Below are 26,272 nucleotides of genomic sequence, written 5' to 3' on the forward strand. Positions count from 1 at the left end.
TATCCTGATATTAGAATCTGTAATGAGCAAATGCTTTATTAGCTTCTGCCATTTTATGAGTATCTTCTTTCTTCTTAACTGAAGCTCCCGTGTTGTTAGCAGCATCCATTATTTCTTTAGCTAGCTTTTCAACCATTCCCTTTTCTCCACGAGCTCTAGTGTAGTTTACTAACCATCTTAATCCTAGAGTTTGTCTTCTTTCAGGTCTTACTTCAATAGGTACTTGGTAGTTAGCTCCACCAACTCTTCTTGCTTTAACTTCTAAAACTGGCATTATGTTTTCCATAGCAGTATTGAATACCTCTACAGCTTCTTCACCTGTTTTTTCAGCTATCATAGCGAAAGCATCATAAACTATTGTTTGAGCTTTCCCTCTTTTACCATCTATCATTAAGTTGTTTATTAACTTAGTAACTACTTTGCTTCCGTATATTGGATCAGCTAAAACTTCTCTTTTTGGAACATTACCTCTTCTTGGCATTTTGCTTCCCTCCTTAATTATTAAATCTTAAATCATAGGTACTCGACATCAATTAAATGCCGTGATGCCATAAATATGTCTATATATTTAAAGCACCGCACTTATAATCAATTGCTAGTTATTTTTTTATTATTTCTTTGCTGGTTTAGGTCTCTTAGCACCATACTTAGATCTTGCTTGCATTCTCTTATCAACACCTGCAGTATCTAATGTACCTCTTAGTATATGGTATCTAACCCCTGGAAGGTCTTTTACTCTTCCTCCTCTTATAAGAACAACACTATGCTCTTGTAAGTTATGTCCTTCACCTGGTATATAAGCAGAAACTTCTATACCGTTTGTTAATCTAACTCTCGCAACTTTTCTTAAAGCTGAGTTAGGTTTTTTAGGAGTAACTGTCTTTACTGAAGTACAAACTCCTCTTTTTTGTGGAGCACTTGTATCAGTAGTTTTCTTGTTTAAAGAATTGTATCCTTTTTGTAATGCTGGAGCAGTAGATTTCTTTTCTATTGCTTGTCTTCTTTTACGAACTAATTGGTTAATTGTTGGCATCACGCGCACCTCCTCTTTGAAAATTTTCGATCTTAACGATCGCCAACTACATCAATATGATGTACATATTGATTGAATGTAACTTTCGTTACTTTACAATTAAATGTCTATTAACACACAATCATGTGGTTTTAGCGCTTTGCAGTTTGGTGCCTGCTAATTCTTATTTATTAAAAGTCCAACTGAAAGCTACTAGTGACTTGTTATAGACATTAGTACACTTTCAATTGCACACTTTTACATTTTATCACCAGACATAATTCATGTCAAGATTTCTTTATTTTACATTAAGCTTTAGTCTTGAATTTTTTCAACAGCTATATTCTTATATCTCTTCATACCAGTTCCTGCAGGTATTAACTTACCTATTATAACATTCTCTTTAAGACCTATTAAGTGATCTTCTTTTCCTTTTATAGCAGCTTCTGTTAATACTCTTGTAGTTTCTTGGAATGAAGCAGCTGATAAGAATGACTCTGTAGCAAGAGATGCCTTAGTTATACCAAGTAATACCCTCTTAGCAACAGCTGGTGCTAAATCTTGAGCTATAGCTTCTTCATTGCATTTATTGAATGTTAATACATCTTCATATCCACCTGGTAATAAATCTGTATCTCCTGGATCTTCAACCTTAACTTTAGAAAGCATTTGTCTTACAATAACTTCTATATGCTTATCGTTAACGTCAACCCCTTGCATTCTATAAACTCTTTGAACTTCTTTAACTATATACTCTTGGACTCCGCCTATACCTTGAATTCTTACTATATCATGAGGATTTATAGAACCTTGAGTTAATGGTTCTCCGGCTTCAACAATTTGACCTTGTTTAACTCTTAATCTAGATCCATAAGGTATTGCATATACTTCAGTTTCTCCAGCTTCAGGTATTATAGCTATTTCTTTTCTCTTACCAGTTTCGTCTATTTCAACTCTACCAGATATTTCAGTTATTAAAGCTAAACCTTTTGGTTTTCTAGCTTCGAATAGTTCTTCAACCCTTGGAAGACCTTGAGTTATATCTCCACCAGCAACCCCACCTGTATGGAATGTACGCATTGTAAGCTGTGTACCTGGTTCTCCGATTGATTGAGCAGCTATTATACCAACAGCTTCTCCGATATTAACTTCTTTACCTGTTGCAAGGTTTCTTCCGTAACACTTAGAACAAACTCCGTGGTTTGTTTTACAGTTAAGAACAGTTCTTATTTCTACTTTTTCAATTCCAGTTGCAACTATTTTTTCAGCTGCATCTTCTTGAATCATAGAATCTGCTTCAACTATAACTTCACCAGTCTTAGGATCTACTATAGCATCTATAGTATATCTTCCAACCATTCTGTCGTATAATTCTTCTATAACTTCATTTCCATCTTTTATTGCAAATACTTCTGTTATATCATTTGTTCCACAATCAACTTCTCTTACTATAACATCTTGACTGACATCAACAAGTCTTCTTGTTAAGTAACCTGAATCGGCAGTACGTAGTGCTGTATCGGCAAGACCTTTTCTAGCACCATGTGAAGATGTGAAGTATTCCATTACTGATAAACCTTCACGGAAGTTAGATTTAACCGGAACTTCAACTGTTTTACCAGATGCATTGGCCATCAGACCACGCATACCAGCTAACTGTCTTATCTGATTTTTAGAACCTCTGGCTCCTGAATGTGCCATTATATATATATTGTTTAATCTATCTAATCCAGCCATAAGAGCATCTGTAACTTTTTCAGTTGTTTCTGCCCAAACTTCGATAACTCTTTCATATCTTTCTTCATTAGATATTAGACCTCTTCTATATGCTTTTTCATATTTATCTACCTTAGTTTCAGCTTCTTTTATATAAGCTTTCTTAGCCTCTGGTATTGTCATATCTGCAACAGCAACTGTCATACCACCTACTGTAGAGTATTTAAACCCTAACGCTTTTATGTGGTCTAATAATATAGCAGTTTCTGTGTTTCCATGTTTTCTAAAACACTTATCTATTATTTTTCCAAGAGACTTTTTGTCAACTAAGAAATCAATTTCTAATCCAAATGGATCTACATCTCTATCTACAAATCCTAAATCTTGAGGTACATTTTCGTTGAATATAAATCTACCAACTGTACTTTCAACTAGAGATTTTCTTCCATCAGGAAGTACTATTCTCATTTTAACTTTAGAATGTAAGTGAACTGCTTGGTTTTGGTAAGCAAGTAATAACTCGTTAAAGTCTTTAAATATTGTACCATGACCTGGAGCATAATCTTGTTCTTCTATTGTTAAGTAGTAACATCCTAAAACCATATCCTGAGAAGGAGTAGTTATTGGAGTACCATCTTTAGGAGCAAGTATGTTATTTACTGATAACATTAAGAATCTCGCTTCTGCTTGTGCTTCTACTGATAAAGGTACGTGTACCGCCATTTGGTCACCATCGAAGTCGGCATTGTATGCTGTACATACAAGTGGATGTAGCTTTATAGCTTTTCCTTCAACTAAAACTGGTTCAAATGCTTGTATACCTAATCTATGAAGAGTAGGAGCACGGTTAAGAAGTACTGGGTGATTTTTTATAACTTCTTCTAATACATCCCAAACTTCTGGTTTAACTTTTTCTACTATAGATTTAGCACTCTTTATATTGTGTGCATGACCTTCTTTAACTAATTTATCCATAACAAATGGTTTGAATAATTCAAGAGCCATTTTCTTAGGAAGACCACATTGGTAGAATTTAAGATCCGGTCCAACAACTATAACTGAACGTCCTGAGTAGTCAACACGCTTACCAAGTAAGTTTTGACGGAAACGTCCTTGCTTACCTTTTAGCATGTCTGATAAAGACTTAAGCGGTCTATTACCAGGTCCTGTTACAGGTCTACCTCTTCTACCATTGTCGATTAAAGCATCTACTGCTTCTTGAAGCATTCTCTTTTCATTTCTTACGATAATGTCAGGTGCTCCAAGCTCTAATAACCTCTTTAATCTGTTATTTCTATTTATAACTCTTCTATATAAGTCATTCAAGTCAGAAGTTGCAAACCTTCCACCATCTAATTGTACCATTGGTCTTAAATCTGGTGGTATTACAGGGATTGCATCTAATATCATCCATTCCGGCTTATTTCCAGACTTTTTGAATGCTTCTACAACTTCTAGTCTTCTTATTGTTCTTATTCTCTTTTGCCCAGTGCTATCTTTTAAGTCAGATCTTAACTCTTTACTTTCTTGCTCTAAATCAATATTTTGTAATAATTGTTTTACAGCTTCAGCACCCATACCTACAGTGAAAGTACCATATCCATACTTTTCAACAGCAGTTCTGTATTCTTTTTCTGTTAATAATTGCTTTTCGTTTAATCCAGTTTCACCTGCATCTGTTACAACGTATGAAGCAAAATATAATATTTTTTCTAAAGATCTTGGAGACATATCAAGTAAAAGACCCATTCTACTTGGTATACCTTTGAAGTACCAGATATGAGACATAGGAGCTGCAAGCTCTATATGTCCCATTCTTTCTCTTCTTACTTTAGCTTTTGTTACTTCTACACCACATCTATCACAAACTACACCTTTGTATCTAACTCTTCTGTACTTACCGCAGTGGCACTCCCAGTCCTTTTGAGGTCCAAATATTCTTTCACAGAATAGACCATCTTTTTCTGGTTTTAAAGTACGGTAATTTATAGTTTCAGGCTTTTTTACTTCTCCTCTAGACCATTGTCTTATTTTTTCTGGAGAAGCCAATGCTATCTTTATCGACTCGAAATTGTTTAATTCAAACAAGGAGTTCTCTCCCTTCTATTTGATATTTACATTCATTAATTACTATTCATCAAAGTTTTCTTCATCTTCTTCGTATTCTATTTCATCAAAAACTACGTCATCTTCAAAATCTAAGTTTCCCGCATCTTCTTCTTCATCAATTGTTTCAATGAAGTCATCTTCTATTTCTTCTATTATGTGATTTTCTTCTATTTCTTTCACATTATCTATAACATCTAATTCAAATTCACTAGATATATCATCTAATTCTAGAGATTCTCTAACCTCTATTTCTTGATCTTCTTCAGTTAATACTTTTACATCTAAGCATAAACTTTGAAGTTCTTTTATAAGAACCTTGAATGATTCTGGGATTCCTGGTTCTGGGATGTTTTCTCCCTTAACTATTGCTTCATATGCTCTAACACGTCCTACAACATCATCTGACTTAACAGTAAGTATTTCTTGAAGTATGTGAGCAGCTCCATATGCTTCTAGAGCCCAAACCTCCATCTCCCCGAATCTCTGTCCACCAAATTGTGCTTTACCACCTAATGGTTGTTGAGTTACTAAAGAGTATGGTCCTGTACTTCTAGCATGTAACTTATCATCAACTAAGTGATGTAGTTTAAGCATATACATGTATCCTACTGTTATTCTGTTGTCGAAAGTTTCACCTGTTCTACCATCGTGTAAAGTTAATTTACCATCTTCTGGATATCCAGCTTTAACTAACGCTTTTCTGATGTCACCTTCTTTAGCACCATCAAATACTGATGTAGCTACATGCCATCCTAAAGTTTTAGCAGCAAGTCCTAAATGAACTTCTAATACCTGTCCGATATTCATACGAGATGGTACCCCTTGTGGGTTAAGAACTATATCAAGAGGAGTTCCGTCTTCCATAAACGGCATATCTTCTTCAGGTAATACTCTTGAGATAACCCCTTTATTACCATGACGTCCAGCCATCTTATCTCCGACTTTTATCTTTCTCTTCTTAGCTATATAACATCTAACTAATTCATTAACTCCTGGAGATAAATCATCTCCATTTTCTCTTGTGAAGACTTTTACGTCAACTATTATACCAGACTCTCCATGAGGAACTTTTAGTGAAGTATCTCTAACTTCTCTAGCTTTTTCCCCAAAGATAGCACGAAGTAATCTTTCTTCAGCTGTAAGTTCAGTTTCTCCTTTTGGAGTTACTTTACCAACTAATATATCCCCTGAATCTACTTCAGCACCTACTCTGATTATACCTCTATCGTCTAAGTTCTTTACAGCACCTTCAGAAACGTTAGGTATATCTCTAGTTATCTCTTCTGGTCCTAGCTTAGTATCTCTAGCTTCACATTCATATTCTTCTATATGAATAGTAGATAATCTATCTTCCTTAACTAATCTTTCGTTTATTAAGATAGCATCCTCGTAGTTGTAACCTTCCCAAGTCATGAAAGCTATGAAACAGTTTCTTCCTAATGCTACTTCTCCAAGATCTGTAGCTGGTCCATCTGCTATAACATCACCGTGAGATATTTGCTCACCTTTATTTATTATTGGAGTTTGATTTATACAAGTACCTGAGTTTGAACGTTTAAACTTAAGTAATTTATATTTATCTCTATTTCCGTCTTCTCTTTTTATAATTATTTCGTCAGCAGTTACTCTTTCAGCTATACCACTGTGTTTTGCAACTACAACTGCACCTGAATCTTTAGCAGCTCTATATTCAACTCCAGTACCTATGATTGGAGCCTCTCTTCTAACTAAAGGAACAGCCTGACGTTGCATGTTTGATCCCATAAGCGCACGGTTGGCATCATCATTTTCTAAGAATGGTATCATTGCCGTAGCTATAGAAACAACTTGCTTTGGAGATATATCCATGTAGTCTACTCTATTTACAGGAACTAGTTCAACTGCACCATTTACAGTTCTACAAACTACTCTACTGTTTACGAACTTACCATCTTCTTCTAATGGTTCATTTGCCTGAGCTCTTATGAATAAATCTTCTTCATCTGCTGTTACGTAATGTATTTCATCAGTTACTTTACCAGCTTCTTTGTCTACCTTTCTATAAGGAGACTCTATGAAACCAAACTCATTTATTTTAGCATAAGTACTTAATGAGTTTATAAGACCGATGTTTGGTCCTTCTGGAGTTTCTATAGGACACATTCTTCCGTAGTGAGAATGATGAACGTCACGAACCTCGAATCCTGCTCTTTCTCTTGAAAGTCCACCTGGTCCTAATGCTGATAGTCTCCTCTTATGTGTTAATTCAGATAATGGGTTTGTTTGATCCATGAACTGAGATAACTGAGAACTTCCGAAAAATTCCTTTATCGCAGCAGAAACCGGTCTTATGTTAACTAACGCTTGAGGCGTTATAGCTTCCATATCTTGAACAGTCATTCTTTCTTTTATAACTCTTTCCATTCTTGAAAGACCTATTCTAACTTGGTTTTGTAATAACTCACCAACAGATCTTATTCTTCTGTTTCCTAAATGATCTATATCATCTATGAAACCTATTTCATGGAATATATTGAATTCATAGTTTATAGAAGCAATTATATCATCTAATAATATATGCTTCGGTATAAGCTCTTTCGTTCTAGATTTTATAGCTTCTTTTACTTCTTCTTCTTCACTATACTCATCTATAATTTCTTTTAAAGTTGGATAGTGAACTTTTTCTTTTATATTTAACTCATCTATGTCAAAACTAATATGAGATTTTATATCTACAAAGTTGTTTCCTATAACTTTAACTTCTTTTTCATCGTCTACTAATAAAGTAACTACATTTATACCTGAATTTTGTATTTCTCTAGCTACTTCATAACTTATTTTGTCTCCAGCTTTTACATATACTTCACCAGTTTCAGTGTTTACTATATCTTGTGCTGATATTTTATTCATTATTCTATTGCATAAAGCAAGTTTTTTATTAAACTTATATCTACCTACTTTAGCTAAATCATATCTCTTTGGATCAAAGAATAATGCATTTAATAATGATGATGCACTCTCAACTGTTGGAGGCTCACCTGGTCTTAATTTTTTGTATATTTCTATTAGACCTTCTTCAACTGTTGTAGTATTATCTTTTTCTAGAGTTGCAGCTAATCTCTCATCTTCTCCTAAAAGTTCAATGATTTCTGCATCCGTTCCTATTCCTAAAGCTCTTAATAAAACTGTAACTGGTTGCTTTCTAGTTCTGTCAACTCTTACAGATATAATATCATTAGAATCTGTTTCATATTCTAACCATGCACCTCTGTTAGGAATAACAGTAGATGATATTAATCTCTTACCTGTTTTATCTCTTTCTTGTGCATAATAAACGCCTGGAGATCTAACTAATTGACTTACTATGACTCTTTCTGCTCCATTAATTACGAAAGTTCCTCTTTCAGTCATTAATGGGAAATCGCCCATAAATACTTCTTGCTCTTTTATTTCACCAGTTTCTTTATTTATAAGTCTTACTTTAACCTTTAGAGGTGCACAATATGTAGCATCTCTATCTTTACATTCTTCTATATCGTATTTAGGTTTATCGTCTAAAGAGTAATCAACAAACTCTAATATAAGATTACCTGTATAATCTTCTATTGGAGAAATATCTTCAAATACTTCCTTTAAACCTTCTTCAATAAACCACTTATAAGAATCCACTTGTAATTCTATAAGATTTGGTACATCAGCTATTTCCTTTATCTTAGAAAAGCTCATTCTAGTTCTTTTACCTATCGTGACAGGATGTGGCATTCACTTTTCACCTCTCAATAATTAAAAATAAAACCATAGTTTATTCTAACGCATCTAATAATTTTATCATACTGTCAAGTATTTTTCAATATGTAACTTCTATCTAATGTCTTATATTTGTTTTACGTTTAAAAATATGCAATATTTATTATGCACAAAATTCCAATCTAAAATTCGTATTTTTATACATATTTTTATTTTACATAAAAAAAGAAGTATAAAATACACTTTTTCGTTTATACTTCTTCAAATTTACAGGACAATTAATGCTATTCAAACTATTAACTAATGCACTTCATAAGCCTATGGCAGGTTACATAAAAAAAGATGTCCAAAGGACATCTTTTAAAGAAAACTACTTAACTTCTATTGAAGCACCAGCAGCTTCTAACTTTTCTTTCATTTGTTCAGCTTCTTCTTTAGAAACTCCTTCTTTTATTGTCTTAGGAGCATTGTCAACTACTTCTTTAGCTTCTTTTAATCCTAATCCAGTTATTTCTCTAACAGCTTTTATAACTCCAACTTTTGAAGCTCCAGCACTTGTTAATACTACGTCGAACTCAGTCTTTTCTTCAGCAGCTCCACCAGCAGCCGCACCAGCCATCATAACTGGAGCTGAAGCAGATACACCGAATTTTTCTTCAGCAGCTTTAACTAATTCATTTAATTCTAAAACTTTCATGTTTTCTATAGCTTCTAATATTTGTTCTATTGTCATTTTTAGCACCTCCGAATTTTTTTCTTTAACTTTTTAATTTAATAATTATTATATATAATTTATATAACTTTTTCTAAATTGACAATTAAGCTTCTTGTCCTTCTGCTTTCTTTATCATTGCATCTATTAAGTATGCGAAGTTTGATACTGGAGCTTTTAAGCTTCCAAGTAATTTAGCAATAAGAACCTCTCTTGATGGTATGTTAGCGAACTCAACTATTTGAGATTCGTTGTAGAATTCTCCTTCTACCATTCCCATCTTTAATTGCATTTTTGGATGAGCATCCATAAATTCTTTTAATATTCTAGCTGGTGCAACAGGATCTTCGTATCCGAATGCTATCGCATTAGTTCCAACTAGTAGCTCGTCATTAAACTGTTCTATACCAACTTCTTTAGCAGCTCTTCTTACTAAAGTGTTTTTGTATACTTTGTATTCAACACCAGCTTCTCTCATTTTCTTTCTTAACTCAGTTACTTCTTCAACTGTTAATCCCTTGTAGTCAACTACAACAGCAGCACAAGATTTTTGTAACTTCTCAACTATCTCAGCAACAACGCCTGATTTTAGTTCTATAGCTTGTCTCATCTAATTGTGCACCTCCTTCACCTAATAGGTTTAGTATTCGCCGCAATCTCATTTAAAAAAGCTTTTGAGTCAAAAGTAGACAACAAAAGCTTTAGTAATTTCAATTTATCTAAAACCTCGGTAGGAATTTAAGCCTTTTGGCACCTACTGTCTACGGCAAATCTATTCTTTTTTATATCAACAAATGTTATATTAACATTTTTGTTTTTGTATGTCAACAGTTTTATTATTCTGCTATTCTAGCTGGGTTTATTTTAACACCAGGTCCCATAGTAGAAGTTACTGTTATACTCTTTAAATATTGTCCTTTAGCAGCAGATGGCTTAGCTTTTACTACTGCATCCATTAATGCAGCAAAGTTTTCAGCTAACTTTTCTCCACCGAAAGATACTTTACCAACTGGAACGTGAATTATGTTAGTTTTATCTAATCTATATTCAACCTTACCAGCTTTTATTTCGTCTATAGCTTTAGCTACATCAAAAGTAACAGTTCCTGATTTAGGGTTTGGCATTAAACCTTTAGGTCCTAATACTCTACCTAATCTACCAACTACACCCATCATATCTGGAGTAGCAACTACAACATCAAATTCAAACCAGTTTTGACCTTGTATTTTTTGAACTAAGTCTTCAGCTCCTACGAAGTCTGCTCCTGCAGCTTCTGCTTCTGCAGCTTTAGCTCCTTTAGCGAAAACTAAAACTCTCTTAGTTTTACCAGTTCCGTGTGGTAATACAACCGCACCTCTTACTTGTTGGTCAGCATGTCTTGAGTCAACACCTAACTTTATGTGTGCTTCTACAGTTTCATCAAACTTAGCAGTAGCAACATCTACAACTAATGATACAGCTTCTGTTGCATCATATAATCTAGTTCTATCAACTTTACTTAAAGCTTCTACGTATTTTTTACCTTTTTTAGCCATTTTAAATGTCCTCCTTGTGGTTATTTTCGGTTTTAAAACCTCCCACTTCTTATAACGAAGTGTCTAATTTTATAAAATTAGTCTTCTATAACGATACCCATACTTCTTGCAGTACCAGCTATCATACTCATAGCAGTTTCTACTGAAGCAGCATTTAAATCAGGCATCTTTAATTCAGCTATTTCTCTTACCTTAGCAGAAGATAAAGTAGCAACTTTCTTCTTGTTAGGTTCTCCTGAAGCTGAATCTAATCCAGCAGCTTTCTTTAATAAAACAGCAGCTGGTGGAGTTTTAGTTATGAAACTGAATGATCTATCTTGGTATACAGTTATAACAACTGGTATTATCATTCCAGCTTGATCTGCAGTTTTAGCATTGAATTCTTTAGTGAATCCCATTATGTTAACTCCGTGTTGTCCTAATGCTGGTCCAACTGGTGGAGCTGGAGTTGCCTTTCCTGCAGGTATTTGTAATTTTATTTGACCTATAACTTTTTTAGCCATTGAGCGCACCTCCTCAGAATTTTTCTATATATAAATATAGTATTTTTTATAATCTTTCTAGACTATCAGACTCAATTACAAATAGAGTCTTCTTGCCAAATGCATCTATACACACTTTGACTTCTTTTGTTTCCAGGTTTATTTCTTCAACATTACCTACTTGTCCACTAAATGGTCCATTAGAAACTTCAACAGCATCTCCTATTTCTAGATCGATATTGCTATTTCCTATTTTCGGTTCAGTTGATTCTATGCCCATAGTCTTAGCTTCTTCATCACTTAATGCAACTGGCTTAGAACCTGGTCCAACAAATCCAGTAACACCTTTAGTATTTCTTACGACATACCAAGATTCATCGGTGATTACCATTTTAACTAAGACATAACCAGGGAATACCTTACGTTGTCTAGTTTTTTCTTTTCCTGTTTTAGTAGTTTCCACTACATCTTCAGTTGGAACAACTACTTGTGTTATGCAGTTTTCCATACCTCTTGTTTTTACAGCTTTTTCTATAGTAGCTTTAACTTTATTTTCATGTCCTGAATAGGTATGCACAACATACCATCTTGCTTGTTCTAATTCTGACATATTATTTTCTCCTTTGTGTCTATTTTAGTATAAATGCTAGTGCACCAGATAATACACTGTCTAAAGCCCATACTAATATAGTAGATGAAATAACTACAGTTAAAACCACACCAGTGTTTTTAAGTAATTCTTGTTTCGTTGGCCATGAAACTCTTTTAAGTTCTTGTTTAGTTTCTTTTATATAAGTAGCTAAACTAAATCTTTTTTTAGTTTTTACGCCTTGATTTGCTTGGGCAGCCATATTATACCACATCCTTAATAAAAACTATTTTGTTTCTTTATGAGTAGTATGTTTCTTACAGAATCTACAGTATTTTTGTAATTCTATTCTGTCTGGGTTATTCTTTTTGTTTTTAGTAGTGTTGTAGTTTCTTTGCTTACATTCTGTACATGCTAAAGTTACTTTAACTCTCATCTGCTACACCTCCAACTTTGTAATACAATATATATATTGTTAATATAATACCTTAATATTATAAATTAAAGTATTATTACCTTCCTGAATCATCACTTTGTATAATTTATCATAAAATGATAGTAGTGTCAATGTTTTTGTGATTTCAAATCTTAAAAAAAAGAGGAGTAAAAACCCCTCTTTTATATATATATCAATCGTTAAATAAGAGATTACTCAACTATAGAAGCAACAACACCTGATGCTACTGTTCTTCCACCTTCTCTTATTGCGAATCTTAATCCTTCTTCTACACATATAGAGTTGATTAATTCAACTTCCATAGTTACGTTATCTCCTGGCATAACCATTTCTACACCTTCTGGTAACTTACAAGCTCCTGTAACGTCTGTTGTTCTGAAATAGAATTGCGGTCTGTATCCATCGAAGAATGGAGTATGTCTTCCACCTTCTTCTTTTTTAAGAACGTATACTTCTGCCATGAATTTTGTATGTGCTTTAACTGTTCCTGGCTTAGCTAATACTTGTCCTCTTTCTATTTCGTTTCTTTGTACCCCTCTTATTAATGCTCCTATATTATCTCCAGCTTGTGCTTGATCTAATAATTTTCTGAACATTTCTACTCCTGTAACAACCATTTTTCTTGGTTCTTCAGAAAGTCCTACTAATTCAACTTCGTCTTGAACTTTTAATATTCCTCTTTCTACTCTACCTGTAGCAACTGTTCCTCTTCCTGTTATTGAGAATACGTCTTCTACTGGCATTAAGAAGTTCTTATCAACATCTCTTTCTGGTTCTGGTATATAAGCATCTATTTGCTCGAATAACTCAACTATTTTGTCTCCCCATACTGAAGAAGTATCTTGTAATGCCATTAAAGCAGATCCTTGTACTATTGGAGTGTCATCTCCTGGGAATTCGTACTCATTTAATAAGTCTCTTACTTCCATTTCAACTAACTCTAATAATTCTTCATCATCTACTACATCACACTTGTTTAAGAATACCACTATGTAAGGTACACCAACTTGTCTTGATAATAGTATATGCTCTCTTGTTTGAGGCATTGGTCCATCAGTTGCTGAACAAACTAATATTGCACCATCCATTTGAGCTGCTCCTGTTATCATGTTCTTAACGTAGTCAGCATGTCCTGGGCAGTCAACGTGAGCGTAATGTCTGTTTGGAGTTTCATATTCAACGTGAGCTGTAGAGATTGTGATCCCTCTTTCTCTTTCTTCTGGAGCTTTATCTATATTAGCGAAGTCTACTGCTTCTCCTAATTGATATCTGTCGAATAATGTTTTTGTTATTGCTGCTGTTAATGTAGTTTTACCGTGGTCAACGTGACCTATTGTTCCTATATTAACATGTGGTTTATTTCTTTCAAATTTAGCTTTAGCCATTTTGAATTCCTCCTCAGTTTTTATGAATAAATTAATATGCTTATAATAAGCTTATGGTAAGTATTTTACTATTAATCATTCTTGTTTTCAAGATGTTTTTCTAATTTTCTCTTGACTCTTTGAAGAGCATTATCTATTGATTTTACATCTCTTTCAAGCCTGTCCGCTATATACTGATAACTCTTTCCATTTAGATATAGTTCTAGGACTTCTTGCTCTAATTCGCTTAATAGTTCATTTATTTTAGATTCAATACGTTTTAACTCTTCTTTGCTAATTATAAGTTCTTCTGGATCAGTAACCATACTAGTTGCTATAATATCCAAAAGTGTTCTTTCTGATTCTTCATCATATATCGGTTTATTTAAAGATACATAAGAATTAAGTGGTATATGTTTTTGTCTTGTTGCTGTCTTTATTGCTGTTATTATTTGTCTCGTTATACATATTTCAGCAAAACATTTAAACGAATTTGTTTTGTTTCCATCAAAATCTCTAACCGCTTTATAAAGGCCTATCATACCTTCTTGTATTATGTCTTCCTTATCTGCACCTATTAAAAAATATGATTTTGCTTTTGCTTTTACAAAATTTTTGTATTTTTTAATAATATATTCTAAAGCTATTTTATCCCCTTTGCTAGCTTTTAATACTAAATCATACTCATCTTGTTGAGAATTATCTACTACCTCATAATATTTATCATTCGCTACTAACATGTAAAATCTCCCCCATTAACCATTTTCATAGCTATATTATAATCTAATAAATTTAGTATTTTCAATGGTTTCTACGAATGTTCTCAAGTTTCGACAATGTTTCCTTATCTATCCTATCCTCTAACCAGTTTCGCTGGATTTTTTTCCCCATACTACTGGTTTTTTCTCTTATTTTCGCCTTTGCATTATCTAAGTCTAATTTTAATTCTCTTGCAGATATCCTTGATGCACCTTTACCTAATACTATCTGCTGTTCTGCATAGTCATTAGTTGCTACTTTAACATCATCATATTTAGATAAAGAACTTATGTATTTTTCTATATAACTATCTGCTGTTTGATGTTCTTTTGTATAAACAACAGTTACATGTTTTCTAAATTCTAATTTTTCCTTTGAACTTTTCACATTATATGCATCAAATACGATGATGGCTTTTCTACCTGTAAATTCTGAGTACTCAATTATATAATCAATAAGCTTATCTCTTGAATGTTCTAAATCTGTTTTAGATAAACTTTGTAACTCTTCCCATGCATTTATAATATTGTAACCATCTACTATTAAATATCTTTTTATATTTCTTCTCATTTATTTTATTTTACGCCTGATCTTTGTTTGAATATTTCATAAAGAAGAATTCCACCTGCTACAGATGCATTTAATGACGTTACATTTCCTATCATAGGCATTTTAACTGTAAAATCACAATTTTGTTTAACTAATCTAGATATACCAAAACCTTCACTTCCTATTACTAATCCTAGTGCTCCTGTAAGGTTTTGCTCATAGAAAACTTGTCCATCCATATCTGCAGCTGCTATCCATAGGCCTTCTTCTTTTAACTTCTTGATTGTATTTACTATATTGGTTACTTTACAAACTGGTACATATTCTATTGCACCAGCTGAAGCTTTTACTACTACTGGAGTTATATGTACTGATCTTCTCTTTGGTATTATTACACCATGAGCTCCTACTGCATCTGCTGTTCTTATTATAGTTCCAAGGTTATGAGGGTCTGTTATTTCATCTAATATTATAAAGAATGGATCTTCTCCTTTTGCTTTTACACTTTCTATTAAATCATCTAACTCAACATATTTATGTTCACTTACTTGAGCAATTACTCCTTGATGAGCATGACTTGTGCTTATTTCATCTAGTTTATTTTTATCAACATATTGAATTATTAGATTTTTTTCTTTAGCCATTCCTATTATTTTTTTGATAGAACCTTCTTTAGCTGAGTTTGCTACCATTATCTTATCTATTTCTCTATCATTTTTTATCGCTTCTATTACAGGATTTCTTCCTTCTATTATTGCCAAATCTTCCACCGCCTACAAATTCTTAAATTTTTCTCTTATTGAAACTATCTCACCGCATGTCATTTTACCTTCTGGGCAAGGTCCTTTTACACAGTTAGGTCCACTATTTTTAAATAGTATTGGAGCAACTTGTTTTAATTGTCTTAGCATCTCTGTAGCTAATTCTCTTATTTCCCATTGTGCTCTTTCACAGCATCTATGATCTAGGAAATTATATAAACTTCTAGTGTTCATCGTAAATACCATTTTTGTTTCACATGCATTTGGGAATACATATCTAGCATCTTCTATAGCTTTCTTTTCAGCGTCTCTTTTCGCCTCTTTTTCATTTTTTCCAGATTTTATTAAATTATTATAATGTTTTTCAAATAATATATCTACTAACTTATCATAAGTCTCTTGGTCTTTTTTCATAGCATCTATAAATACTTCTCTAGCTTCTTCTATTTCATTTATTTCCTGAGGAATTATATACTCAAATTGATTTAATTTAACATATCGTTGGCTTTGTTGTGAATAACTAGCTATACGATGTCTAACTATTTGATGTGAACATGCTCTTGATATTCCTTCTACTGCAAAAGTAAATGAAACATGTTCTAAAGGAGACTCATGTCCTATATTAATTAACATATTTAAAAATTTATCTATACTCTCATCAGTCAAATTCTTTTCTATATCGTCAACTCCAACAGCTGAATAACATAGCTTAGCTGCCATAGATATAACTTTTTCTGGTTCTGGTGTGTAAGATAATAATTTTACTTTCATTTTTAATATCCCCCTTAGTAATAATTTATAGATACTATTATACCTCATTAATTATGTTATAAAAACATATATTAAAAAAGTACTGCTCTTAAAAGCAATACTTTTTATTTTACATATTATCTTCTATTATTTTTATACCTTTAGATATTATATAATCAAGTCTTTCTTTTTCATCACCTAAATGTAGATACCCTACTAAAGCTTCAAACCCAGTTGCATGCTTATAGTCTATTATATCTGCATTTTTAGGAGATGTATGAGATTTTTGATTTCTACCTCTTTTGTATATTCTTAATTCCTCTTCAGTTAACTCTTCTTCTATTTCATGCATTATAGTAGCTTGAGCTTTTGCCTTAACATACTTTACTGCCGATTTGTGAAGATCATTAACTTTTTTATTTATATTTTGTCTAATAAGATATTCTCTTATATATGATTCGTAAATTGTATCCCCTATATAAGCTAATACTAATGGTGACATTGTTATTAGTTCTGTTCTATTCATAATTATGCTCTTTTCCACTTCGTACCTTGTCTAGTATCTTCTAATATTATTCCCTTATCTAATAGCTCTTGTCTTATGTCATCTGCTAATTTAAAGTCTTTATTCTTTTTAGCATCTACTCTTTTTTGTATTAGATTTTCTATTTCTTCATCTAACATATCATCAGTTTTTTTATTAACTATATTTAATACACTAGTTAATTCATTGAATTCATATAAACACTTTTTAGCAAATTCTAAAGAAGATTTTTCATCTACATTTGTATTTATAAATCTAGATAATTCAAATATAACACTTATAGCATCTGCTGTATTTATATCATCTTCCATAGCATTTATGAATTTAACTCTAAATGCATCTAATTCTGTAGCTAATGATTTTTCATCTTCAGTTATACTAGATTCTTGTAGGTTGCTTACTGTAAATTCTAATTTTTCTTTAGCATTATAAAGTCTTTCTAAAGCAGTTTTTGCTTGTGTTAACATTTCATCACTAAAGTTAACTGGGTTTCTATAATGAGCTGATAACATAAAGAATCTCACTATTTCTAAATCATAAGAATCTGATATATCTCTTACAGTAAAGAAGTTTCCTTTAGATTTACTCATTTTTTCATTATTTATATTTATATATCCATTGTGTACCCAGTAATTTGAAAATGTTTTTCCACTTTTAGCTTCACTTTGAGCTATTTCATTTTCATGATGAGGGAATGCTAAATCTTGACCTCCTGCATGTATGTCTATAGTTTCCCCTAAGTATCTATTTGACATAACAGAACATTCTATATGCCATCCTGGTCTACCTTCTCCCCATGGACTTTGCCATCCTGGCTCTCCTTCTTTTTTAGATTTCCAAAGAACGAAATCCATTGGATGTCTTTTTTGACTATTTACTTCTATTCTCGCTCCAGCTTCTAAGTCATCTTGATTTTGCTTTGAAAGTTTTCCGTATCCTTCAAATTTCTTAGTGTCAAAATAAACATCTCCATTTACTTCATAAGCATAACCTTTATCTTCTAATGCTTTAACAAAAGCTATTATCTCTTGTATATTATCTGTAACTCTAGGATGAACATTAGCTCTTTTTATACCTAATCCATCAGCATCCACAAAGTATTCTTCTATATATTTATCTGCGACTGCCTCTGGAGATATATGTTCCTCATGCCCTCTTTTTATTATTTTATCATCAACATCCGTAAAGTTTTGAACATAAGTTACATCGTATCCTCTGTACTCTAAATATCTTCTTAAAGTATCAAATATTATAAACGGTCTTGCATTTCCTATGTGAATATAGTTGTATACAGTCGGTCCACATACATACATCTTCACCTTACCTTCTTCTAATGGTACAAACTCTTCTTTTGTCCTCGTCAATGTATTATATAATTTCATACTTGTCACCTCGCTACTTTGTTATATCTTACCATAATATTATAGTTTAAAAATCTCAGAATTAATAGTATTACTATTATATCCTCAGTATTTCAAAAAAATCTACCTTTTAAAATATTATTAGACTATTCTTCTAAAAATAATACCTTACTTGAGCTACATATTTCAAAAGTTTCTTTATTTATTATTTTTTCTTCTCTTAACTTTTCTAGTATATTCACATACTCACTACAAAGTTCTTTTAATTCCTTTTTTACATCCTCTATACTACTATACATAATTACCCCCCTATATTAAAACAAAACTCTATTAATTTATTTTATAATTACGTTTTAATCTCATATTAATTTTAATGTTGTTTTAATATATTACATTTATCGGATAAAATTCCTCTACCTTTACAACTAAATTCTTTCATCAAATAACTACATAAACATTTACATTCCTTTAATAACACAATGATATGACATTTAAATTTAAAATATTTACTTATACAAAAAGCCCGCCTTTAAAATTGGCGGACTTTTATAATTATATAAGATTGTTTTTTACATAAGCTATTCTATTTAAACAAGTTTCTTTACCTAAAACTTCCATAGTCTTTGGTAAATCTGGTCCATGCATTTGACCAGTTAATGTTATTCTTGATCCCATGAATAAGTTTTTACCCTTTATTCCATGTTCTTTTTGTATTTCTTTAAACATTGCCTTTACGAAAGCTTCATCTACAACTTCAGCTTTTTCCATTTTTTCAGCTAATGCATTAACTAACGTTGGTATATGCTCTAAGTTTAAAAATTCTCTACATTCTTCAGTTTCTAACTCCACTTTATCTCCAAAGAATATAGAAGCATGGTCAGTTATTTCTTTTACATATTGTAATTTTTCTTTAAGAACTGAAACCATACCAACTATAAAGTCATATTTAGTAGTAGCTTCTTCTTCTGTTACAAATCCTGCTTCTACTAAGAAAGGTATTGCTAAATCTGTTAAGAATGCATTATCTGCATCTTTTACGTAGTGTTGGTTAACCCAGTTTAATTTTTCAGTGTCAAATACTCCACCACTCTTAGATACTCTTTCTACTGAAAATGCATTTTCTAATTCTGCCATAGAGAATATTTCTTGATTGTCTTCTGGAGACCATCCAACTAGTGCTACATAGTTAACAAGACCTTCTGGTAAGTATCCTTTTTTCTTAAAATCTTCAACTGCAACATCACCATGTCTCTTACTTAATTTTTTCTTTTCTTTATTAAGTATATTTGGTAAGTGTACAAATGTTGGAGCTTCCCATCCAAACGCTTCATATAAGTAAACATGCTTTGGAGTTGAAGAAACCCATTCTTCACCTCTTATGACATGAGTTATTTTCATTAAATGATCATCAACTACGACTGCAAAGTGGTAAGTTGGGAATCCATCTGTTTTTATTAATACTTGATCATCTAAGTCATTAGTATTAAATTCTGTTTCTCCTCTTACTAAGTCAGTGAACTTTATAACATGATTTTCTGGTAATCTTAGTCTTATTACATATGGTTCACCAGCAGCTATCTTTGCATCTATTTCTTCTTGAGTAAGATCTCTACAATGACCATCGTATCTTGGAGTCTCTCCTGCTTCTTTTTGCTTTTCACGGACACTATCTAATCTATCTTTAGTACAGAAGCAGTAGTAAGCCTTTCCAGCTTCTAGTAACTCTTTTATATATTCTTTATATATATCTAATCTTTGAGATTGTATGTATGGCCCATTTTCACCAACTTGAGTTATATTTCCATTATCATCTAACATAACCCCTTCACTGTGGTTAACTCCTGCCCACTTCATAGAATTTAGCATATTTTCTATAGCACCATCTACTAATCTAGTTTGGTCAGTATCTTCTACTCTTAATATGTATTCTCCACCCATTTTCTTTGCAAATAAGTAATTGTATAAAGCTGTTCTTAAACTACCTATATGAACAAATCCAGTTGGACTTGGAGCAAATCTTACTCTTACGCTCATAATTTTACCTCCTGTAATTTTAATACGTATCTATAATATCAAAATACTATCTCTATTGTAATGTTATTTTATCCAATTGATGCAAAAACAACATATTTTATTATTATATTTATCTACAATTGTGGATAAAGTTGTTTTTTGTCACAATTAAAATAGTATATATATCCACATTTTAATTAGAATTGTTAATAAGTTAGTGGATTATATATACTATCTAATTACTTCATAATTATCCTAACTTTACATTATGTTTTGCAAATTCAGTTTCAACCTTTGATTTAACTTCATCTAAAGATATTACTTCTTTGTCTGCTGCTTCTCTTAACTTGAATTCTACTTTTCCATCTGTTATATCTTTACCAACAGTTATTCTCATTGGTATACCTATAAGCTCACTATCTTTGAATTTAAATCCAACTCTTTCATCTCTATCATCTAATAATACTTCTACACCCATAGCTTTTAACTCATTGTATAATTTTTCAGCAGCTTCTACTTGTTCAGCTTTTTTCATATTTACTGGTACTACTACCGCATGATATGGCGCTATAGCTAAAGGCCATATTATACCATTTTCATCATGATGCTGTTCTATTACAGCTGCTGCCGTTCTTTCAACACCTATTCCGTAACATCCCATAACTATTGGCTGTGACTTCCCATTTTTATCTAGGTAAGTAGCTCCCATAGATTCTGAGTATTTAGTTCCAAGTTTAAATATATGACCAACTTCTACTCCTCTAGCCACTTCTAGTGCACTACCACACTTAGTACACTTATCTCCTTCTTCTACATTTCTGAAATCTCCAACCGTACCTTCAAAGTCTCTTCCATAGTTAGCATTTTCTAAATGGTATTCAGTCTTATTAGCACCTATTATTAAATTATTTTGATCTGCTATTTCTTGATCTATTAATAAATAATCTGTTTTTATTCCTATTGGTCCAGCAAATCCAACTTCTGCGCCAGTTACTTCTTTTATAGTTGTTTCACTAGCAAGTTCAAACTCTACAGCTCCACCTATAGCATTCGCAACTTTAGTTTCATTAACTTCTCTATCTCCTCTAACTACTACTGCTACGCTTTTTCCATCTGCATAGTATATTAAAGTTTTTCCAAACTTACCTGATTCTATATTAAAGAATTTAGCTAATTCATCTATTGTAGTTACTCCTGGAGTATGAACTTCTTTTAATTCTTTCATTTCTTCACTACAAGCTTCATGGTTTACTGACTGAGCTTTTTCTATATTAGCCGCGTAGTCACACCCACTACAGAATACTATCTCATCTTCTCCAACTTCTGATTTAACCATAAACTCTGCTGATGCAGAACCACCCATAGCTCCTGAATCTGCTTGAACTGGACTATTTTCTAATTCGCATCTTTTGAATATATTTGTATATGCTTCAAACATATCTTGGTATGACTTATCTAATCCTTCTTGGTCTACGTCAAAGCTATAAGCATCTTTCATTGTAAAAGTCTTAGTTCTCATAACACCAAATCTTGGTCTTCTTTCATCTCTATATTTTACTTGTATTTGATATAAGTTAAGTGGTAAATGTTTATATGAAGTAACCTCTTGTCTTATTATATCTGTAAATACTTCTTCATGAGTTGGTCCCATGCAGTAACTTCTTTCATTTCTATCATTAAGTCTAAACATCTCAGGGCCCATTACATCCCATCTTCCTGACTCTTTCCAAAGTTCTGATGGTATTAATCCTGAACATAATATTTCCTGAGCATCTTTAGCATTCATTTCTTCTCTTATTATATTTTGTATTTTATTGAAAACTCTTAACCCCATTGGTAATTGGTTATAAACTCCAGACGCCATTTTCTTTATCATACCAGCTCTCATCATTAACTGATGACTTGTTATTTCTGCATCAGATGGAACTTCTTTTAATGTTGATATTAACATTTTAGACATTTTCATAATTTCTTTCCTCCTAAATTAATAATTTTTAAGTTCTATAAATAAAAAAACCTCTCATCACTATACAAACGTATAGAGACGAAAGGTTCGTTCCGCGGTACCACTCTAGTTAGCCCTAAGGCTCTCTTTATAGGATATAACGGTCCTTACCGTAAAAACTTTTTAACGTTCTTAAGCTAAAAGACTGGTTCAAAGATTTATTCTTAGAAACTCTCAGCTAATGTTTCTTCTCTGTAAAGACTCCACCTTCTACTATTTCTTTATCATAACTTTTAATTCATTTTATATTAAGATATACTTTAAATTTATTTTTGTGATTAAAATAATAATATATTATTTAATATTAGTTGTCAACTTTAACTAACATACAGATACTTTGAGATGCTATACCTTGCTTTGAACCTGTGAATCCAAGACCTTCTTCAGTAGTCGCTTTCACATTTATATTTTCTATATCCGTATTTAAAGTTCTTGCAATATTCTCTCTCATATCCATAATATAAGGTGCCATCTTAGGACTTTGAGCTATTATTGTACAATCTATATTTCCTATAGTATATCCTTTTTCTTTTATTAAATTATTTACAAACTCTAATAGTTTTATACTATCAGCACCTTTATATCTTTCATCTGTATCAGGGAAATGTTTACCAATATCTCCAAGTGCAAGTGCTCCTAATATTGAATCCATTACTGCATGAACTAATACATCTGCATCTGAATGTCCTAATAACCCCTTTTCATGTGGAACATTCACTCCACCTATTATTAACTTTCTTCCTTCTACTAATTTATGAACATCATATCCTAATCCTACTCTCATTTTTTCCTCCTATAAGTTTTGACTCTTTAATATTTGAATTCCCATATTTATATCTTCTGGTGTAGTCACTTTTATATTATTATAAGATCCTTCTATCATTTTCACTTTATACCCTATATACTCTACTAACATAGCATCATCTGTTCCATAAAATTCACTTTCAAATGCATTTTCATAAGCTTTCATTAATATTTCATAATTAAAAGTTTGAGGTGTTTGAACTGCCCATAGAACGCTTCTATTAGGAGTATCTACTATATCATTATCTTTATTTACTATTTTTATAGTATCTTTTACAGGAACACCTACTACTACAGCATTATATTTTTTAGCTGCATCTATCGAATTATCTATTATTTCTTTACTTACAAAAGGTCTAGCTCCATCATGTACTAATACGTTTTTGCAATCTTTATCTAGCATTTTTAGTCCATTATAAACAGAATCTTGTCTTTCTTTTCCTCCAAACGCTATTTTTATATTTTTAAAATTATATTTTTCTAATATTTCTTTTTTTAAAATATTAGCTTCTTCCTCTCTTACTACTACTACTATATCTTGTATATTGCTATGATTATAGAATTTTTCAATTGTATAAGCAACTATTTCTTTTTCGTCTAGTTTTATAAATTGCTTATTTATATCCATCTTCATTCTGCTTCCTTTACCTGCAGCAACGATAACAACGCCATTCATATATTCACCTCTTTGTAGACTTCTATACTCAAATTAAATCATATTAACATATTTTTGTATATAGAAAAAGCCTTCGAAAATACGAAGACCTTTATATATATATTAATTAATTTTTAGGTTTTCCAAATATCATTCTTCCTGCTGGTGTTTGGAGAACAGATGTAACTAACACTCTTATAGTTTCACCTATATGTCTTTTTCCACCATCTACGACTATCATTGTACCATCATCTAAGTATGCTATACCCTGACTATTTTCTTTACCTTCTTTAACCACTTGAACTACCATTTCTTCTCCAGGTATTGCAACTGGCTTTATAGCATTTGCAAGTTCATTAATATTTAATACTTCAACACCTTGAACTTGTGCTACTTTATTAAGGTTATAATCATTAGTAACTACCTTACCATTTAAAACTTGGCCTAACTTTAGAAGCTTACTATCAACTTCTGCTATATCGTCAAATCTAGCTTCACTTATTTCAACTTCTATATCTAATTCTTTCTGAATTATACTTAATATATCAAGACCTCTTCTACCTCTAACTCTTTTTAAATCATCTGAAGAATCTGCAATGTGTTGTAACTCGTCTAATACAAACTTAGGTATTATAAGTTTTCCTTCTATAAAGCCTGTCTTACATATATCTGCTATCCTACCGTCTATTATAACACTAGTATCTAAAATCTTCGGAGGTATAGCTTTAACCTCTTTTTTCGAAGTCTTTTCTTTAATTGATGGTGCTAGCTTTCCTATCTTAACTATATTAAATAAGTCATCCTTACTCTTAAGAGCTACTTTAATTCCTAAGTATCCCATAAATCCATATGTAAGGAATGATAATATTCCACCAAATATAGGTATCGAACTCATTAATCCACTTACTAAGTAAGCTATTACAAATCCTACTATAAGCCCAATAGAGCCTAATAATATATCTGTTTGAGGATATCTTGATATCTCTTTATCTACAACTTTAGCTATATATTTAAATTTATTTAAAACCCAAGGTTCTAGTATATAGAATAAAAGTCCTATAACTATACCTACTGCTACCGATCCTACTAAACCATATGTACCTTTACCAAATGCAAAATTTGGTATTGCTTTTGTTACTGCTGTATACGTAGTCATACCTAGAGTTAACCCAAGTAATCCAATTATTATTCTTGTTATCTTACGTATCAAATTTTCACCCCCTGGTTTTTATCCTTTAGTATTTTTTTATTATAATCCATAACACCCAATATATTCAATGACAAAGTAGTAACATTCATTATATATGTCTATCTAATAATACCAATTGTTTCATTTTTATAAGTCCATTTTTAATATATGTTGCTCTAATTTCACCTATTCCTTCTACATCATCTAAATCTTCAATAGAAGCATCTAATATTTCCTGGAAATTTTCAAAATAATTAACTAAGTTTTCAATTATTGTTGATGGAAGTCTATGTATCTTATTAAGAATTCTATATCCTCTAGATCTTATAGCCATGTCCATATTTTCTGAGAATCCACTATATCCTAATAATTTAGCCATATTAACTAAGTCTACAAGTTCCTCTGATGTTAGATTTTTTATTTTACGTTTAAAATCTTTAATATCTACATCATGTCTACTATAATCTTTAAATATTAATTTTTGATCAATTTTAGTAGTACCCATTAGCTCATCTAACTGCATACTAACTAAGGTACCTTCTTCACCTAACTCTATTATGTACTTTTCAATTATATTGGTAATTCTCATTACCATTTCCATTTTTTGAACTACAAGTGCAACATCATATATTGTTACTAAATCATTAAATTCTAGAGCATTTAGATTTATTACTGCTTGGTCTAGCACTGATTTGTATTTTTCTAAAGTCTGTAATGCTTGATTTGCTTTTGTAAATATCTTTGATATTTCCTCTAATGCATACTTTTGGTCACCTCTATAAACAGTTATTACATTTCTTCTTTGAGAAATAGCTATTACAATAGCCCCTGTTTGCTTAGCAACTCTTTCTGCTGTTCTATGCCTCGTACCTGTTTCTGATGTTGGTATAGAGTAATCTGGTATTAACTGTGCATTTGCAAAAATTATCCTCTTTGCATCTGAACTAAGAACGATAGCTCCATCCATTTTAGCTAATTCATATAAGTATGCCGGTGAATACTCTGCATTTATAGTAAATCCACCATCTACTACTCTCACTATTTCTTCATCTGTCGCAAGAACTATTAGTCCCCCTGTTTTTGCTTTTAAAACATTTTCTAATCCCTGTCTTAATGGACTTCCAGGAGATATCATTTTCAAAGCATGTAGTACATGTTTATTGCTTAGGAAATCCTCCAT

25 protein-coding genes and 2 other annotated features are annotated in these 26,272 nt (G+C 31.9%); all 25 genes read right to left on the reverse strand.

All coding sequences use genetic code 11. From position 1 onward, the window contains the following. Positions 1 to 10: 10 nt before the first annotated feature. The 25 genes from rpsG to disA all read right to left on the reverse strand — a co-directional run bounded on the left by rpsG (position 11) and on the right by disA (position 26,272). The gene (gene rpsG, locus JNUCC81_RS18410) at positions 11 to 481 is read right to left on the reverse strand and encodes a 30S ribosomal protein S7 (RefSeq protein WP_454094756.1); all 471 of its coding nucleotides are present in this window, start codon (positions 479 to 481) and stop codon (positions 11 to 13) included. Positions 482 to 610: 129 nt separating this feature from the next. Then, a complete protein-coding gene (gene rpsL, locus JNUCC81_RS18415; protein ID WP_454094757.1) occupies positions 611 to 1,033 on the reverse strand; it encodes a 30S ribosomal protein S12 in 423 nt (140 codons plus the stop codon). A gap of 294 nt (positions 1,034 to 1,327) precedes the next feature. Next, positions 1,328 to 4,816: a DNA-directed RNA polymerase subunit beta' gene (rpoC, locus tag JNUCC81_RS18420; RefSeq protein WP_454094758.1), complete on the reverse strand. Its 3,489-nt coding sequence runs from the start codon at positions 4,814 to 4,816 to the stop codon at positions 1,328 to 1,330. A gap of 42 nt (positions 4,817 to 4,858) precedes the next feature. Next, entirely contained in the window at positions 4,859 to 8,578 is a 3,720-nt protein-coding gene (gene rpoB / locus JNUCC81_RS18425; protein WP_454094759.1) for a DNA-directed RNA polymerase subunit beta, read from the reverse strand. A 355-nt stretch (positions 8,579 to 8,933) separates the two neighbouring features. After that, entirely contained in the window at positions 8,934 to 9,296 is a 363-nt protein-coding gene (rplL, locus tag JNUCC81_RS18430; RefSeq protein WP_454094760.1) for a 50S ribosomal protein L7/L12, read from the reverse strand. Positions 9,297 to 9,381: 85 nt separating this feature from the next. After that, complete coding sequence (rplJ, locus tag JNUCC81_RS18435; protein ID WP_454094761.1) at positions 9,382 to 9,885, reverse strand: 50S ribosomal protein L10; 504 nt, start codon at positions 9,883 to 9,885, stop codon at positions 9,382 to 9,384. A 45-nt stretch (positions 9,886 to 9,930) separates the two neighbouring features. Continuing rightward, positions 9,931 to 10,060, reverse strand: a sequence feature (ribosomal protein L10 leader region). Positions 10,061 to 10,111: 51 nt separating this feature from the next. Then, positions 10,112 to 10,810 (reverse strand): 50S ribosomal protein L1, encoded by a 699-nt coding sequence (gene rplA / locus JNUCC81_RS18440; RefSeq protein WP_454094762.1) that lies wholly within the window; start codon positions 10,808 to 10,810, stop codon positions 10,112 to 10,114. A 77-nt stretch (positions 10,811 to 10,887) separates the two neighbouring features. Further along, positions 10,888 to 11,313 carry a 50S ribosomal protein L11 gene (rplK, locus tag JNUCC81_RS18445; protein WP_042278204.1) on the reverse strand — a complete coding sequence of 142 codons (426 nt, stop codon included), beginning with the start codon at positions 11,311 to 11,313 and terminating at the stop codon, positions 10,888 to 10,890. A gap of 46 nt (positions 11,314 to 11,359) precedes the next feature. Next, positions 11,360 to 11,902 (reverse strand): transcription termination/antitermination protein NusG, encoded by a 543-nt coding sequence (gene nusG / locus JNUCC81_RS18450; protein ID WP_454094763.1) that lies wholly within the window; start codon positions 11,900 to 11,902, stop codon positions 11,360 to 11,362. 19 nt (positions 11,903 to 11,921) lie between these two features. Then, positions 11,922 to 12,143: a preprotein translocase subunit SecE gene (gene secE / locus JNUCC81_RS18455; RefSeq protein ID WP_042278199.1), complete on the reverse strand. Its 222-nt coding sequence runs from the start codon at positions 12,141 to 12,143 to the stop codon at positions 11,922 to 11,924. A 24-nt stretch (positions 12,144 to 12,167) separates the two neighbouring features. After that, the gene (rpmG, locus tag JNUCC81_RS18460; protein WP_003421192.1) at positions 12,168 to 12,317 is read right to left on the reverse strand and encodes a 50S ribosomal protein L33; all 150 of its coding nucleotides are present in this window, start codon (positions 12,315 to 12,317) and stop codon (positions 12,168 to 12,170) included. A gap of 212 nt (positions 12,318 to 12,529) precedes the next feature. Beyond that, positions 12,530 to 13,723 carry an elongation factor Tu gene (gene tuf, locus JNUCC81_RS18465; protein WP_454094754.1) on the reverse strand — a complete coding sequence of 398 codons (1,194 nt, stop codon included), beginning with the start codon at positions 13,721 to 13,723 and terminating at the stop codon, positions 12,530 to 12,532. 71 nt (positions 13,724 to 13,794) lie between these two features. Beyond that, a complete protein-coding gene (gene sigH, locus JNUCC81_RS18470) occupies positions 13,795 to 14,442 on the reverse strand; it encodes an RNA polymerase sporulation sigma factor SigH (protein ID WP_208334008.1) in 648 nt (215 codons plus the stop codon). 61 nt (positions 14,443 to 14,503) lie between these two features. Further along, positions 14,504 to 15,031: an NYN domain-containing protein gene (locus JNUCC81_RS18475; RefSeq protein ID WP_454094764.1), complete on the reverse strand. Its 528-nt coding sequence runs from the start codon at positions 15,029 to 15,031 to the stop codon at positions 14,504 to 14,506. A gap of 5 nt (positions 15,032 to 15,036) precedes the next feature. Further along, the gene (gene rlmB / locus JNUCC81_RS18480) at positions 15,037 to 15,771 is read right to left on the reverse strand and encodes a 23S rRNA (guanosine(2251)-2'-O)-methyltransferase RlmB (protein WP_208334010.1); all 735 of its coding nucleotides are present in this window, start codon (positions 15,769 to 15,771) and stop codon (positions 15,037 to 15,039) included. A gap of 12 nt (positions 15,772 to 15,783) precedes the next feature. Then, a complete protein-coding gene (gene thyX, locus JNUCC81_RS18485) occupies positions 15,784 to 16,542 on the reverse strand; it encodes an FAD-dependent thymidylate synthase (RefSeq protein ID WP_454094765.1) in 759 nt (252 codons plus the stop codon). 109 nt (positions 16,543 to 16,651) lie between these two features. Next, positions 16,652 to 17,047 carry a Mini-ribonuclease 3 gene (locus JNUCC81_RS18490; protein WP_208334012.1) on the reverse strand — a complete coding sequence of 132 codons (396 nt, stop codon included), beginning with the start codon at positions 17,045 to 17,047 and terminating at the stop codon, positions 16,652 to 16,654. 2 nt (positions 17,048 to 17,049) lie between these two features. After that, positions 17,050 to 18,447: a cysteine--tRNA ligase gene (gene cysS / locus JNUCC81_RS18495; protein ID WP_454094766.1), complete on the reverse strand. Its 1,398-nt coding sequence runs from the start codon at positions 18,445 to 18,447 to the stop codon at positions 17,050 to 17,052. Between the two features lie 125 nt (positions 18,448 to 18,572). Continuing rightward, complete coding sequence (locus JNUCC81_RS18500; RefSeq protein WP_454094767.1) at positions 18,573 to 18,725, reverse strand: hypothetical protein; 153 nt, start codon at positions 18,723 to 18,725, stop codon at positions 18,573 to 18,575. 253 nt (positions 18,726 to 18,978) lie between these two features. After that, complete coding sequence (gene gltX, locus JNUCC81_RS18505) at positions 18,979 to 20,460, reverse strand: glutamate--tRNA ligase (RefSeq protein ID WP_454094768.1); 1,482 nt, start codon at positions 20,458 to 20,460, stop codon at positions 18,979 to 18,981. A gap of 229 nt (positions 20,461 to 20,689) precedes the next feature. Next, the gene (locus JNUCC81_RS18510; protein WP_454094769.1) at positions 20,690 to 22,405 is read right to left on the reverse strand and encodes a proline--tRNA ligase; all 1,716 of its coding nucleotides are present in this window, start codon (positions 22,403 to 22,405) and stop codon (positions 20,690 to 20,692) included. A gap of 71 nt (positions 22,406 to 22,476) precedes the next feature. Next, positions 22,477 to 22,681 (reverse strand) — a binding site (T-box leader). A gap of 67 nt (positions 22,682 to 22,748) precedes the next feature. Then, entirely contained in the window at positions 22,749 to 23,228 is a 480-nt protein-coding gene (gene ispF / locus JNUCC81_RS18515; RefSeq protein WP_454094770.1) for a 2-C-methyl-D-erythritol 2,4-cyclodiphosphate synthase, read from the reverse strand. 9 nt (positions 23,229 to 23,237) lie between these two features. Further along, positions 23,238 to 23,924, reverse strand: a complete 687-nt coding sequence (ispD, locus tag JNUCC81_RS18520) for a 2-C-methyl-D-erythritol 4-phosphate cytidylyltransferase (protein WP_454094771.1) — start codon at positions 23,922 to 23,924, stop codon at positions 23,238 to 23,240. 106 nt (positions 23,925 to 24,030) lie between these two features. Continuing rightward, complete coding sequence (locus JNUCC81_RS18525) at positions 24,031 to 25,113, reverse strand: PIN domain-containing protein (RefSeq protein WP_454094772.1); 1,083 nt, start codon at positions 25,111 to 25,113, stop codon at positions 24,031 to 24,033. A gap of 88 nt (positions 25,114 to 25,201) precedes the next feature. After that, positions 25,202 to 26,272, reverse strand: coding sequence for a DNA integrity scanning diadenylate cyclase DisA (gene disA, locus JNUCC81_RS18530; protein WP_208334020.1), 1,071 nt, complete (start codon positions 26,270 to 26,272; stop codon positions 25,202 to 25,204).

The sequence above is a fragment of the Faecalimicrobium sp. JNUCC 81 genome (assembly GCF_053667625.1).

Coding starts and splice junctions, on each gene's coding strand:
- tuf (WP_454094754.1), bottom strand. CDS start 13,723: ATGGCTAAAGCTAAATTTGAAAGAAATAAACCACATGTTAATATAGGA.
- sigH (WP_208334008.1), bottom strand. CDS start 14,442: ATGTTAGTAGCGAATGATAAATATTATGAGGTAGTAGATAATTCTCAA.
- JNUCC81_RS18490 (WP_208334012.1), bottom strand. CDS start 17,047: ATGAATAGAACAGAACTAATAACAATGTCACCATTAGTATTAGCTTAT.
- rpsG (WP_454094756.1), bottom strand. CDS start 481: ATGCCAAGAAGAGGTAATGTTCCAAAAAGAGAAGTTTTAGCTGATCCA.
- JNUCC81_RS18475 (WP_454094764.1), bottom strand. CDS start 15,031: ATGAGAAGAAATATAAAAAGATATTTAATAGTAGATGGTTACAATATT.
- secE (WP_042278199.1), bottom strand. CDS start 12,143: ATGGCTGCCCAAGCAAATCAAGGCGTAAAAACTAAAAAAAGATTTAGT.
- ispF (WP_454094770.1), bottom strand. CDS start 23,228: ATGAGAGTAGGATTAGGATATGATGTTCATAAATTAGTAGAAGGAAGA.
- rplL (WP_454094760.1), bottom strand. CDS start 9,296: ATGACAATAGAACAAATATTAGAAGCTATAGAAAACATGAAAGTTTTA.
- rpoB (WP_454094759.1), bottom strand. CDS start 8,578: ATGCCACATCCTGTCACGATAGGTAAAAGAACTAGAATGAGCTTTTCT.
- disA (WP_208334020.1), bottom strand. CDS start 26,272: ATGGAGGATTTCCTAAGCAATAAACATGTACTACATGCTTTGAAAATG.
- rpsL (WP_454094757.1), bottom strand. CDS start 1,033: ATGCCAACAATTAACCAATTAGTTCGTAAAAGAAGACAAGCAATAGAA.
- rpmG (WP_003421192.1), bottom strand. CDS start 12,317: ATGAGAGTTAAAGTAACTTTAGCATGTACAGAATGTAAGCAAAGAAAC.
- nusG (WP_454094763.1), bottom strand. CDS start 11,902: ATGTCAGAATTAGAACAAGCAAGATGGTATGTTGTGCATACCTATTCA.
- rplJ (WP_454094761.1), bottom strand. CDS start 9,885: ATGAGACAAGCTATAGAACTAAAATCAGGCGTTGTTGCTGAGATAGTT.
- cysS (WP_454094766.1), bottom strand. CDS start 18,447: ATGAAATTATATAATACATTGACGAGGACAAAAGAAGAGTTTGTACCA.
- thyX (WP_454094765.1), bottom strand. CDS start 16,542: ATGAAAGTAAAATTATTATCTTACACACCAGAACCAGAAAAAGTTATA.
- rplA (WP_454094762.1), bottom strand. CDS start 10,810: ATGGCTAAAAAAGGTAAAAAATACGTAGAAGCTTTAAGTAAAGTTGAT.
- ispD (WP_454094771.1), bottom strand. CDS start 23,924: ATGAATGGCGTTGTTATCGTTGCTGCAGGTAAAGGAAGCAGAATGAAG.
- JNUCC81_RS18500 (WP_454094767.1), bottom strand. CDS start 18,725: ATGTATAGTAGTATAGAGGATGTAAAAAAGGAATTAAAAGAACTTTGT.
- JNUCC81_RS18510 (WP_454094769.1), bottom strand. CDS start 22,405: ATGAAAATGTCTAAAATGTTAATATCAACATTAAAAGAAGTTCCATCT.
- rplK (WP_042278204.1), bottom strand. CDS start 11,313: ATGGCTAAAAAAGTTATAGGTCAAATAAAATTACAAATACCTGCAGGA.
- gltX (WP_454094768.1), bottom strand. CDS start 20,460: ATGAGCGTAAGAGTAAGATTTGCTCCAAGTCCAACTGGATTTGTTCAT.